The following is a 12,440-nucleotide window of genomic DNA, read 5'->3' on the forward strand; positions in this document are numbered from 1 at the left end:
CATGGTGAGGAGCGCGCCCTTCGCGCGCGTCTCGAACCATGAAGGCCCCGTTGTCGCCTCGGCCATCCTGGAAGACGCGGCCTGACGGCCGCCACCAGGATGAGGATCTCAGATCACGGCTTCCCGCATCACGCGGCGGCAATCCATCTCATATTCGAGATCGACCACCGGAGGCCGGGCGAAATGCCAGGTCAGGCCGGAGCGCAGCGCGCCGCGCCGAACCAGCTCGTCGGCCAGCGCGTGATGAAAGTCGTGGACGGAATAGGCCTGGACGCCGGTGGTGTCCTTCCATCCAAAACCGAACGCCGCCATCCGGGTCTCCATCTGCGAGGTGGTAAAGCGCACCTTCTCGCGCAGGCCATCCGGGCTGAGATCGCGATAACGCACCGTGCGCTCGACATAGGTCCCGCTGCCCTCGCGCGCCTCGGCGCCGCCGGCGATGACGAAAGACGGGGCCTTGGAGCGGGTCGGCCGCGTGAACGAGAATGCATAGAACGATGGTTCGGACGGCGGCTCGATCTCGGGACAAACATTGCTGCGCGCCACGGGATTGGTGGTGCCGTCGAAGATGCCCCATTCGGACAGCGTCTTCACATAGTGCAGGTTGAACGCGCGAAAGCCCTCCTCGCTGAAGGCCGCCGGTGAGCGCAGCTCGCAGGCACAGAACGCCGTCAGCGGACGCCCTGCTTCCTGGATGAACTTCGCCGCCAGCGCGAACCCTTCTGCGAGCGGCACCAGACGATCGAAGCGGACGCGTTCGATTTCGTAACCGTCATCCGCGGCTGCACCTGCGGAATATTGAAACACCGACGGAATGAAGCGGTAATTGCCGGAGGGGAAATCGCGGATCATGACGTACTCCTATTCAAGCTGCATGCGAATGCCCTTGGCGCCGTTGAGCAGGCGCCTCAGGTGAAAGCCGGCCAGGGAATCGTCGGCATGCATGCCGACCAGCGCGGCAAAGGCGGGCATGGCCGCGGCGTCGCCGGCCGCCATCTTGGCGAAAGCCTCCGCATACAGCGCGGTTTCCGGCGCCTGATATTTTTCCGGCGGCAACGGCTCGAACGCGCGCAACGGCTCGCTGCGTCCGCGCAGCATCAGCTCACCCACAGGGCGCCCTTGAAAATTCTCAGCCGCCTCGGCGACGCTGGCGCTGACGCAGATGCGCGTCCCCAGATGCTTGTTGGCGGCCTCCAGCCGCGCCGCGATGTTGATGGAATCCCCATACGCGGTGTAGTCGAAGTAGCGGTTGCCGCCGAAATTACCGACCAGCGCCGGCCCGGCGTGAATGCCGATGCGGGTCGCACCAAATGTAATGCCCGTCGCACGTTGCCGCGCGCGGAACTCCTGCGCCCAGGCATCGAGCGCGTGGGCGCAGGCGACCGCTCGCGTGGCATAATCCGGCTGATCCCCTGGCGCGTTGAAGAGCACCTGGATCGCATCGCCAATGATCTTTGCGACCGTCCCCTCATGCGCGAAGACGATTTCGGTCATGCCGCCGACATACTCGTTGAGCAGCTTGCCCAATGCCTCGGGCGGGGCGGTCTCGACCAGCGAGGTGAAGCCCGTAATGTCGGTGAAAATGGTGGCGACATCTCGCCACTGCACTTCGATTCCCTCGCCCTCGCCGCTGGCGGCCAGACGCTTGGCCAGCTCGGGCGAGAAATGACGCGACAGCGCGGCATGGGCGCGCTCGGCTTCCATCTGCCGTCGCCGCACCTCGCGCAGCATCTCGATGTGCCGGATGGTCTTGCCGATCGTGGCTTCCAGATCGGCGAAGTCGATCGGCTTGGTCAGGAAGTCGAACGCGCCGCGGTTCATGGCGGTTCGAATGTTGCTCATGTCGCCATAGGCGGAGACGATGATGGTCGACTTCTTGTCCTCGGCCTCCTGGAGCTTCGTCAGCAGCGACAGCCCGTCCATCCGGGGCATGTTGATGTCCGAAACCACCATGTCGACCTGCGGGTGCTGCTCGAGCGCAGCCAGTGCCTCGAGACCGTCGCGGGCAAAAATGATGGTCACCTCTCCGTCGCGGATCCGCCTGCGGAATTTTTGCAGGACCAGCGCCTCGAGATCCGGCTCGTCGTCGACGAAGAGGAGGGTCGTGCTCATGCGGCTTGCTCGAGCCTCGTGTCGATTTCCTGTCGCAGCAAGGCAAAGTCGATAGGCTTGGTGAGCAGCCCGACGGCGCCGCGCTCGATCGCCTTCCGCCGCGTCTCGGCATCGCCATAGGCCGTGATCATGATGACGGGAACGTCCGGGTGCGCGGCACGCACCTTCGGCAGCATGTCCAGCCCGCTCATGCCGGGCATGTTAATGTCGGACAGGATCAGGATCAACGAGGGGGCGCGAACCTCGGCGGCGCGCTTGAGCGCATCGGGCGCGGAGGTGGCGAACTCCATCTGGAAGCGGCCTGCGCGCAACTCGCGCCGGAACTGCTGCCGGAACAGCGCCTCGACGTCGGGCTCGTCGTCGACGACCAGGATGTAAACGTTCACGACTTGCCTCCGGACGTGCCGCCCGCCGCCATCGCGCGCGGCAGGGTGATGATGAATTCGGTAAATACACCGGGCTCGGTGTTCACGTCGATGGTGCTGCTTCAAGACGATATCATGGTGTTGAGCGATTGCCGCAGTTGGGAGGTCCGCTGCTCGACGAAGCATAGCCCTCCTCGACCGGAAGCTCGACGAACATAGTCCAGTGCCGCGGCTCGATGGGAGCCGATCAGCGAAGCCTTGTGCTCACGATAATAGAAGAAGACCTCGAACAGGCCGTTGGCCAGCAGTGCGACAGCCACGAACAGCGCAACATATTTGGTGAAAAGCCGCATCCTGATCCCCCGTCCCGCAGCCGTGCCGGAGACAGCGCCAGCTTGAGCCGCGCCCGGCAGCGTCCTGGCTTGTGGGATGTCGGGATGGAGGGAAAGGCTCATCCCGCGGAACCTAGCAAGAAGGACGGGCCTTGTCTTTCGCAGGCGCGAGAAGGCCCCGCGGCTGCGGCGCCGAACGGCCGATGCCGTGGCACAACGAAAAAAGGGCGGCAACGGTTTTAGCCGCTGCAGCCCTCTGGTTCGCGTGCGAGCCGTCTCAGGTCGGCCGCAGGGCCTCGGCGCCGAGATCGAGCTCGTTGATCTGCTTGTTTCGATCGGAATCGGCCGCCGCGCGGTGGTCGGTCGCGAGCACCACGTACACCGCCGGCAGCACGAACAGGGTGAACAGCGTGCCGATCGACATGCCGGCCACGACGACCAGACCGATCGAGAAGCGGCTGGCCGCGCCCGCGCCGGTCGCAGTCAGGAGCGGGATCAGGCCGGTCACCATGGCGGCCGTCGTCATCAGGATCGGCCGCAGGCGGATGCGGGCCGACATTTCGATGGCCGAGCGGCGGTCGAGCCGCTCGTTGACCTGGAGCTCGTTGGCGAATTCCACCATCAGGATGCCGTGTTTGGTGATCAGGCCGACCAGGGTCAGCAGGCCGACCTGGGTGTAGATGTTCATGGTCGCGGCGCCAAAGAACAGCGGGATCAGCGCGCCGACGATCGCCATAGGCACTGAGATCATGATCACCAGCGGATCGCGCAAGCTCTCGAATTGCGCTGCCAGCACCAGGAAGATGATGATCAGCGCGAAGCCGAAGGTGATCGCGAGCTGGTTGCCTTCCTGAACGTATTGCCTGGAGTCCGCCAGATAGTCGTGGCTGAAGCCCTGCGGCAGCTTCTTGGCCTCGCTTTCGAGGAAGTCGACCGCCGCGCCGACGGTCACACCGGGCATCGGCACCGCCGAGAACGTCGCCGAATTGAGCTGATTGTAATGCGTCAGCGAATTCGGGTCGGTCTTGGTCTGGATCGACACCACCGTCGAAAGCGGAAGCTGCTGGCCGGTATTGGTCGTTACGTAGTAACCGCCGAGCGATTCCGGCGACAGTCGCTTGGCGCGCGGCACCTGCGGGATCACCTGGTAGGACCGCCCCTCGAGATTGAAACGGTTGACGTAATTGCCGCCGAGCAGCACAGCGAGCGTGGCACCGAGGTTCTGCATGTTGATGCCGAGATCCTGCGCCTTGCTGCGGTCGATCGTTACCTTCACATTCGGCTGGTTGAAGTTGAGATCGCTGTCGGAGACGATGAACATGCCGCTCTTGCGCGCAGCGTCCTTCAGCTTCTCCATCTGCTCATAGACCGTCTGGAACCCGGCGGTGGAGTTGATCACCATCTGCACCGGCAGGCCGCCCGGCCCGCCCGGCAGCGGCGGCAGGTTGAACGCGAAGGCCTGCACGCCCTCGATCTTGGAGAGCTCGGCCTGCACCAGCGGCTTCAGCTGGATCGAGGAGCGCTTACGCTCGTCCCAGGGCTTGAGCAGCATGCCGGCGATGCCGCCTTGCGGGCCGTTGATGCCGTTCAGCACGAAGCGCAGATCGGTCTCGGGGAACTGCTGGAATTTCTCGTCGAGTTTCTCGCCGTAGAAATCGACATAATCGATATTGGCGTATTTAGGCGCCTTGGTCACCGCGAACACGATGCCCTGATCTTCCTCCGGCGCCAGCTCCTTCGACGTGTGCATGTAGAGGAAGCCGACGAGCCCGAGGATGGTCACAGCGAACAGGCCGGTGATCGCCTTGTAGTCGAGCGAGCGGTCGAGCCTGCGGCCGTACCAGCGCGTCAGCGCGCCGAACACCCTGTTGACGAGCTTGGCGAAGCGGCCCTCTTCGGTGTTCTTCAGGAGCACCGAGCACATCATCGGTGACAAGGTCAGCGCGATCACGCCCGACACGATCACCGAGCCCGCCAGCGTGAAGGCGAATTCGCGGAACAGCGAACCGGTGAGGCCGCCAAGGAAGCCGATCGGCGCGTACACGGCGGCGAGCGTGATGGTCATCGAGATCACCGGACCGACGATCTCGCGGGCGCCTTGCAGTGACGCCTGGACCGGCGTCTTGCCCTCCTCCAGATGGCGATGGATGTTCTCCACCACGACGATGGCGTCGTCGACCACGAGGCCGATCGCCAGCACCATCGCCAGCAGCGTCAGGAGGTTGAAGCTGAATCCCAGCGCCAGCATCAGCGTGCAGACGCCGATCATCGACAAGGGAATCGTGACGACGGGAATGATGACCGACCGCAGCGAGGCCAGGAACAGGAAGATGACCACGATCACGATGATCACGGCTTCGCCCAGCGTCTTCTCCACCTCTTCGATCGAGGATTGGATGAACTTGGTCGAGTCGTAGGCGACCTTCATCTTCATCGACGGCGGCAGATTGCGTTCGAGCTCCGGGAACAGTGCCCGCACGCCCTTGACCAGCGTCAGCGGGTTTCCTTGCGGGGTGGCCTGCACGCCGATGAAGATCGCGTGCTCGCCGTTGAAGGCGACGCTCGCATCCGTGCTTTGGGCGGCAAGTTCGACCGTGGCGATGTCCTCCATCCGCACGAAGCCGCCGTCCTTGGCCTTGACGATCATCTTCTTGAACTGATCGACGTTGGTCAGACCCGTGTTCGTCGAGACGTTCGAGACGATCAGATAGCCCTTGGCCTGACCCGCCGCAGACTGGAAGTTGTTGGCTTGGATCGCCGCAGCCACGTCCGCTGGCGACACATTGCGACCGGCCATCTTCTCGGGATCGAGCCACAGCCGCATCGCGAAGGTCTGCCCGCCGAGAATGTCGGCGGAGGCGACGCCATCGACGGTCGACAGCACCGGCTGCACCACACGCGTCAGATAATCCGAGATCGCCGAGCCCGACAGCTCCTCGGACGAGAAGCCGAGATACATCACGGCCGTGGTCTGGCCCGTGGTCTTGGTGACGATCGGGTCGTTGGATTCCTTCGGGATCAGATATTTGACCGAATTCGTCTTCGCCAGCACCTCGGTGAGCGCCTGGTTCGGATCGAAGTTCAGCTTGATGTAGACCTGGATCGTCGAGGTGCCGAGCACCGAGGACGAGGTGATGTAGTCGACGCCTTCGGCGGAGGCGACCGCCTGCTCGATCGGCGTCGTGATGAAGCCCTGGATCAGGTCCGCGGATGCGCCCGGATAGACGGTCGTGATGTTGATGACCGTGTTCGACAGCTTGGGATATTGCCGGATCGGCAGCACCATCGCCGCGCGCAGGCCGATCAGCAGGATCAGCAGGCTGACGACGACCGACAGAACCGGGCGCTTGATGAAAATATCGGTAAAGGCCATCGCGGCGATCTCGATTTCTTTGTCTCAAGAGAAGTGATCCGGCCAAGCCGGATCACTTGAATGTCATGATCAGTAGCGCGGCGGCTGCGCCGGGATCTGCGGAGCCGGGTCGGTCGAAATCGACACCGCCGCGCCGGATTGCAGCTTGAGCTGGCCGACGGCGACGACCTTGTCGCCAGCCTTCAGGCCCTTGATGATTTCGACGCGACCTTCGACCCGGTTGCCGGTCTGCACGAAGGTCCGCACCGCGGAGAGGCTGGTCTTGCCATCCTCTTCCTTCTTCTCGGTGATCACGAACACCGAGTCGCCATACAGCGTGTAGTCGACCGCAGTCTCCGGAACGGTGATCACGGCCGGCTTGTCCGGCAGCACCACCGTGGTGGTCACGAACATGCCGGGCTTGAGGATCTTCTCGGGATTGGCGATCGTCGCCTGCACGCGGATGTTGCGGGTGTCGGCCGCGATCTGCGGCTCGATCGTGGTGATCTTGCCTTCGAAGGTACGGCCCGGATAGGCGTCGACCTTGAGCCGGACGGTCTGGCCGACCTTGAGGTTGCCGGAATCCTTTTCGGTCACCGTGAAGTTGGCCCACAGCTCCGACAGATCGGTCAGCGATACGATCGCCGTACCTGCCGTCAGGTATTGACCGACCTCGACCTTGCGGACGCCGAGATCGCCGGCGAACGGTGCGCGAACCAGCTTTTGCGAGATCAGCGCCTCGGTCTTGGCGATGCCCGCCTGCGCCTGGTCGTAGGCAGCCTGCGCCTGATCGACGGTCGCCTGCGGGCCGAACTGGCGCGAGGCCAGCTGCTTGGCACGGTCGAGCGACAGCTGCGCGACGGTCGCCTGGGCCTTGTAGTTGGCGAGGTCGCCCTGCTCCGGCGCATCGAACAGCTGCACCAGGGGCGTGCCGGCCTCGACACGCGTGCCCGGCTGGAACTTGATCTCGGTGACGCGGCCGTTGACGTCGGCACTGACGTCGACCTGGTGCACGGCGACGAGGCTGCCCACCGCGGTGAGCAGGTTCGGCACTACCTCGGACTTCGCTTCCGCCGCGCTGACGGCTGTCGGCGGCGGCTTGTTGTTGGCGAAGAACTGCTTGATCATCTGGCCGCGGAAATAGTTGAACCAGACGAGGCCACCGACCAGCGCGGCGAGCAGCGTGCCGACGATGATGAACCACAGCACCGGACGGACCGGACGCTTGGGAGCCTTGGTGTCGATCGGTTCGCCCGAAATCTTGTGCTCGGTTACGATGTTCATTTCATGCACTTTCTGCAATCGCCGCCTTGCCGGCATCCGCGGCCTGATCGTGGCCCAGATGCGAAGCAATTGCGGCGTCGTTAAGTCCGATACCCCTCAGGAGAAACTCACACAGCTGCCGCTCGAGGTCGTTCGCCTTGCCGTAAGCGAGACAAGGCGTGGCCGGCAGCCTGGTCAGCGCCGCGGTCATCACCGCATGATGCGCAAACCAGAACAGGTTGAGCGGATCGCCAGCGTAGGGCCGCGCATCCCCGGCGGCCACGGCACGCTCAAGCGAGCCGACAAAAGCCGCCCCAATCAGTGTCTCGATCTTGGCATATAGCAAACGCGCGAATTCGCCGTCATCCAGATGGCTCGTGGCCATCAGTCGCAGGCGCTGCGCCTCTTCCTGATCGGGACCATCAGCAATGCGCAGGAAATGCGCGACCATCCTGCGGATCACCTCGACCAGCGTGGCGGTCGAGGGCTCCCGCTCGAGCAGCTCGATGAACGCCGGATCCGCTTCGCATTCGTCGCTGAGAATTTCGGCGTAGAGCGCCGCCTTGGAGGGGAAATGCTTGAACAGCAGCGCCTCGGAAATGGCAGCGGCGGCCGCCACGCTCTTCGTCGTGGTGCCGGTGTAGCCATGTCGGGCAAAGCAGCGCTTCGCGGCACCGAGGATCAATTGACGCCTCAGGTCGCTCGTCATACGCAATGAGCTCATGCTGGGTGAGTAAGCACTCACCCACGCAGAAGTCAAGCATTATATTGCAGCGCAACCTAAGTGCGTTGTAAATTCAGTGCAAATTGGCCCGTCTGCACGGGCCGCGTGCAGGACCTTGGCGCCGGATGAGGCGGAAAGCCCCGTCCTAGATCGGCTGGAAGCCGAGGTCGCCGCGAATCCGGTTGAGGATGTAAGTCCCGTCCCGGGTCGGCAAAATCCGCTCCAGGCCGGCGCTGTCGATCTTCACATTGGCAAAGCGCGGCCCGACCGAGACGTCATGGACGGCTTTGGCGAAGACCTCGACCTCGGCCATGGTCGTGACAGCCCGGCTGTCGTTGATGCCGCAGGCGCGGGCGACGCCGACGAGATCGGCGGCGGCCGAGGTGTGGCTGGTCTGGCCGCCGGTCTCGCCATAGGCCTCATTGTCGAGCACCGCGATCGAGAGGTTGGACGGCTTCTGCAGGCCGATAGTGGCAAGGCTGCCCATGCCCATCAGCATCTCGCCGTCGCCGGTGATGACCAATACCGGCAGTGTCGGCTGCGCCAGTGCGAGGCCGAGGCCAATCATCGCCGCGCCGCCCATGCCGCCCCAGAGGTAAAAGTTGCGGGCGTGATCGCCGGCCGCGCACATGTCGTTGGTGGAGGCACCGAGGCCGCCGATCGCGACAACGTCCTTGCGGTTCGCGAGCAGCGTGGAGACCACCTGACGGCGGTCGAGGAGATTGGCCTTGCTCATTTGGTGAAAACCTTGGCGCCGATCAGGCGCTGCGACAGAAGGACGGCGGTGGGCGTCAGCGCGTTGTAGGCTTGCGATGCAGCGGCCTCGAGCACCGCCGGCACCTCGGCCGCGTTCGAGGCACGCAGCACCTGGACGCCCGAGAGCTCGAACACGCCCTGGGTGGTCGATCCCATCGGCACCTGCCAGGGATTGAACTCGCCCCACTCGCCGCGCATCGTCACCAGCGTGAGGAAGGGAAAGCGCAGGATCGGGATCAGCGACAGCATGTTGATGCAATTGCCGACGCCGCTCGACTGCATCAGCAGCACGCCGCGCTGTCCGCCGGCCCAGGCGCCCGCAAGCAGCGCCACGCCCTCCTCCTCCGTGGTCAGGGGAATGCCGCGCATCGTGGATGAGGTCAGCACGCGATTGATCAGCTTCGCATGGCCTGCATCGGGCACGTAAGGCACCTGCCGGACGTCGAAGCGTTGCAAGGCCGCGAAAATATCGTCGGGCCAAGTCGGGGCCGTGTCGGCAGCGTCAGCGTGGGCGTGCATTTTCCTGTCCGGTCGGCTAGCAAGGTGCGCAGACTGTAGACGCATGCATGCGCCGATCAGAACAACAAAAACGGCATAACGGCTTTAACCGGCGAGTATAACGGGATGAACGCAAATGCGAAGGAGCTGGCGGCAAGCTTCGATCTCCAGAAGCTGACCCCCGAGTTCTACGACAACCCCTATCCGACCTATCGTGCACTGCGGGAGAACGAGCCGGTCAAGCGCCTGCGCAGCGGCACCGTGTTTCTGACCCGCTATGACGATCTCGTCACCACCTACAAGAACACCAAATCGTTCAGCTCGGACAAGAAGCGTGAGTTCGCGCCGAAATACGGCGACACCCCGCTCTACGAGCATCACACCACCAGCCTCGTGTTCAACGATCCGCCGTCGCACACCCGCGTGCGCCGCCTGATCATGGGCGCGCTGTCGCCGCGGGCGATCGCCGGCATGGAGGGCGATCTCATCAGGCTTGTCGACGGTCTGCTCGACGCCATCGCGGCCAAGGGACAATGCGAGCTGATCGAGGATTTCGCCGCGTCCATCCCGATCGAGGTGATCGGCAATCTGCTCGACGTCCCCCATGACGAGCGCGGGCCGCTGCGCGACTGGTCGCTGGCGATCCTCGGCGCGCTCGAACCCGTGGTGTCGCCCGACGCGGCTGCGCGCGGCAACAAGGCGGTGCAAGATTTTTTGGCCTATCTCGAAACGCTGGTCGCGCGACGGCGCGCCAAGCCCGGCAATCCCGAGCGAGACGTGCTGACGCGCCTGATCCAGGGTGAGGAGAACGGCGAGCGGCTGACCGAGAACGAGCTGCTGCACAACTGCATCTTCCTGCTCAATGCCGGCCACGAGACCACCACCAACCTGATCGGCAACGGCCTCGTGGCGCTGGACCAGCATACGGACCAGAAGCAGCGGCTGATCGACAACCCCGACATGATCAGGACCGCGGTCGAGGAGATGCTGCGCTACGAGAGCTCCAACCAGCTCGGCAATCGCATGACCACCGAGCGGGTCGAGCTTGGCGGCGTCGTGCTCGAGGCCGGCACGTCGGTGACGCTGTGCATTGGCGCGGCCAACCGCGATCCCGCGCAGTTTCCCGACCCCGAGAGCTTCGATATCGCGCGCGCGCCGAACCGGCATCTCGCCTTCGCCACCGGCGCGCATCAATGCGCCGGCATGGCGCTGGCGCGGCTGGAAGGGGCGATCGCGATCTCACGCTTCCTGGCGCGTTTCCCGAACTATGCTGTGAGCGGCAAGCCGGTGCGGGGCGGCCGGGTGCGATTTCGCGGCTTTTTGAGCGTGCCGTGCGCGATCGGCTGAGGCCTCCAAAACAAAAACGCCAAAACAACCCCATGCACAGTAGAGCCCGGGTTGGCGAACGAGGCCCTGTGGTTCCGCAGAACCATCTGACATTTCAGCCAAATCAGGCCGGGCCCCGCCATCGGGCGCAGGCAGGCTTCCAAGACGGTTGGCTGACACCCACATCAGAGTTGACGGCTCCGGACTAGTCGGCGGACGCCGCCGCGCAGCAATGGAGTGACGACAGATGAGCTCGTCGATCATTGATTTCGTCGCGACAGAAGCACGCTTTGGCGCCCATAATTACGAGCCGATCGGGGTCGTTCTGTCGCGCGGCGAAGGTGTCTGGGTCTGGGATACCGAAGGCAACCGCTATCTCGATTGCCTCTCGGCTTATTCGGCGGTCAGCCAGGGCCACTGCCACCCCAAGATCCTGGCGGCAATGGTCGAACAGGCGCACAGGCTGACACTCACCTCGCGCGCCTTCCACAACGACCAGCTCGCCCTGTTCTACGAAGAGATCGCCGCGCTCACCGGCTCCCACAAGGTGCTGCCGATGAACAGCGGCGCCGAGGCAGTCGAAAGCGCGATCAAGGCGGTGCGCAAATGGGGCTATGAGGTGAAAGGCGTGCCGGATGGTGCGGCCGAGATCATCGTCTGCGCCAACAATTTCCACGGTCGCACGCTTGCCATCGTCGGCTTTTCGACCGACCCCGAGACACGCACACATTTCGGGCCGTTCGCGCCGGGTTTCAGGATCATCCCTTTCGGCGACGCCGCGGCATTGCAAGACGCAATCACCCCAAACACCGTCGCCTTTCTGGTCGAGCCTATCCAGGGCGAAGCCGGCGTCATCATTCCTCCAGCCGGTTATTTCACCGAGGTGCGCCAGCTCTGCACCGACAACAACGTGATGCTCGTGCTCGACGAGATCCAGACCGGCCTCGGCCGCACCGGCAAGCTGCTCGCCGAGCAGCACGAGGGAATCGAGGCCGACGTGACGCTGCTCGGCAAGGCCCTGTCCGGCGGCTTCTATCCGGTGTCGGCCGTGCTCTCGAACAACGACGTGCTCGGGACATTGAGGCCCGGGCAGCACGGTTCGACCTTCGGCGGCAACCCGCTTGCCTGCGCAGTGGCGCGCGCCGCGATGCGCGTGCTGGTCGAGGAAGGCATGATCGAGAACGCGGCCAGGCAGGGCATGCGCTTTCTCGAAGGCTTGAAAGACATCCGCGCCAACACGATCCGCGAAGTGCGCGGGCGCGGCCTGATGCTGGCGGTCGAGCTGCATCCCGAGGCCGGCCGCGCGCGCCGCTACTGCGAGGCGCTTCGGGGCAAGGGCATCCTCGCCAAGGATACCCATGAGCAAACGATCCGGATCGCTCCGCCGCTGGTGATCACAAGCGACCAGGTCGACTGGGCGCTGGAGCGGCTCGCCACCATCCTGACGCAGGACTTCTCCTGAGACTGCCTGCGTCCGAAGATCGCATGCCGGCCGCCGCCAGCAACGAACGATTCCGCAATCTGCGCGTTGAAACGTCGTGGGCGATTACGAGCTGGGAGCTAGGATCATGCTTCCGCGTGGCGTTTGCCTTACGGCCGTTTTAGTTGGTATCTCGATGCTGGCGCCGAGCGTCGGCGCGCTCGCCCAAGGACCCGGCCAGGGACATGGCCATGGACATGGAAGGGGCGGGCCACCGGGTCCAGCCGCAGCG

At 64.2% G+C, this 12,440-nt stretch carries 10 protein-coding genes and 1 pseudogene; 2 read left to right on the top strand and 9 right to left on the bottom strand.

From position 1 onward, the window contains the following. Positions 1-108 precede the first annotated feature (108 nt). The 9 genes and pseudogenes from cnbZ to D6B98_RS08130 form a co-directional block, all read right to left on the bottom strand. Positions 109-852 carry a 2-amino-5-chloromuconate deaminase CnbZ gene (gene cnbZ, locus D6B98_RS08090; protein ID WP_126256479.1) on the bottom strand — a complete coding sequence of 248 codons (744 nt, stop codon included), beginning with the start codon at positions 850-852 and terminating at the stop codon, positions 109-111. A 9-nt stretch (positions 853-861) separates the two neighbouring features. Then, positions 862-2,112: an adenylate/guanylate cyclase domain-containing protein gene (locus D6B98_RS08095; protein WP_126256480.1), complete on the bottom strand. Its 1,251-nt coding sequence runs from the start codon at positions 2,110-2,112 to the stop codon at positions 862-864. Beyond that, positions 2,109-2,498 carry a response regulator gene (locus D6B98_RS08100; protein WP_126256481.1) on the bottom strand — a complete coding sequence of 130 codons (390 nt, stop codon included), beginning with the start codon at positions 2,496-2,498 and terminating at the stop codon, positions 2,109-2,111. Before D6B98_RS08100 ends, D6B98_RS08095 begins: the two co-directional genes overlap by 4 nt. A gap of 224 nt (positions 2,499-2,722) precedes the next feature. Further along, a pseudogene (locus D6B98_RS41900) lies at positions 2,723-2,932 on the bottom strand (HAMP domain-containing histidine kinase); the annotation flags it as partial. Between the two features lie 154 nt (positions 2,933-3,086). Further along, the gene (locus D6B98_RS08110; protein WP_126256482.1) at positions 3,087-6,182 is read right to left on the bottom strand and encodes a MexW/MexI family multidrug efflux RND transporter permease subunit; all 3,096 of its coding nucleotides are present in this window, start codon (positions 6,180-6,182) and stop codon (positions 3,087-3,089) included. A 69-nt stretch (positions 6,183-6,251) separates the two neighbouring features. Continuing rightward, positions 6,252-7,445 (bottom strand): efflux RND transporter periplasmic adaptor subunit, encoded by a 1,194-nt coding sequence (locus tag D6B98_RS08115; protein ID WP_164718466.1) that lies wholly within the window; start codon positions 7,443-7,445, stop codon positions 6,252-6,254. A gap of 1 nt (position 7,446) precedes the next feature. Beyond that, on the bottom strand, positions 7,447-8,133 hold the full coding sequence (locus D6B98_RS08120) for a TetR/AcrR family transcriptional regulator (RefSeq protein WP_205680465.1): 687 nt from the start codon (positions 8,131-8,133) through the stop codon (positions 7,447-7,449). A 160-nt stretch (positions 8,134-8,293) separates the two neighbouring features. Beyond that, positions 8,294-8,884, bottom strand: a complete 591-nt coding sequence (locus D6B98_RS08125; RefSeq protein WP_126256484.1) for a thiamine pyrophosphate-dependent enzyme — start codon at positions 8,882-8,884, stop codon at positions 8,294-8,296. Continuing rightward, entirely contained in the window at positions 8,881-9,423 is a 543-nt protein-coding gene (locus tag D6B98_RS08130; protein ID WP_164718467.1) for a phosphonopyruvate decarboxylase, read from the bottom strand. Before D6B98_RS08130 ends, D6B98_RS08125 begins: the two co-directional genes overlap by 4 nt. Positions 9,424-9,528: 105 nt before the next feature. Here D6B98_RS08130 and D6B98_RS08135 point away from each other — a divergent pair, with 105 nt between their 5' ends. Together D6B98_RS08135 and rocD are read left to right on the top strand one after the other, a co-directional pair. Then, the gene (locus D6B98_RS08135; protein WP_126256486.1) at positions 9,529-10,749 is read left to right on the top strand and encodes a cytochrome P450; all 1,221 of its coding nucleotides are present in this window, start codon (positions 9,529-9,531) and stop codon (positions 10,747-10,749) included. Positions 10,750-10,975: 226 nt separating this feature from the next. Then, complete coding sequence (rocD, locus tag D6B98_RS08140) at positions 10,976-12,190, top strand: ornithine--oxo-acid transaminase (RefSeq protein WP_126256487.1); 1,215 nt, start codon at positions 10,976-10,978, stop codon at positions 12,188-12,190. Positions 12,191-12,440 lie beyond the last annotated feature (250 nt).

It is taken from the genome of Bradyrhizobium sp. LVM 105, assembly GCF_003957705.1.
In the GTDB taxonomy this organism is placed as follows: Bacteria; Pseudomonadota; Alphaproteobacteria; order Rhizobiales; family Xanthobacteraceae; genus Bradyrhizobium; species Bradyrhizobium frederickii.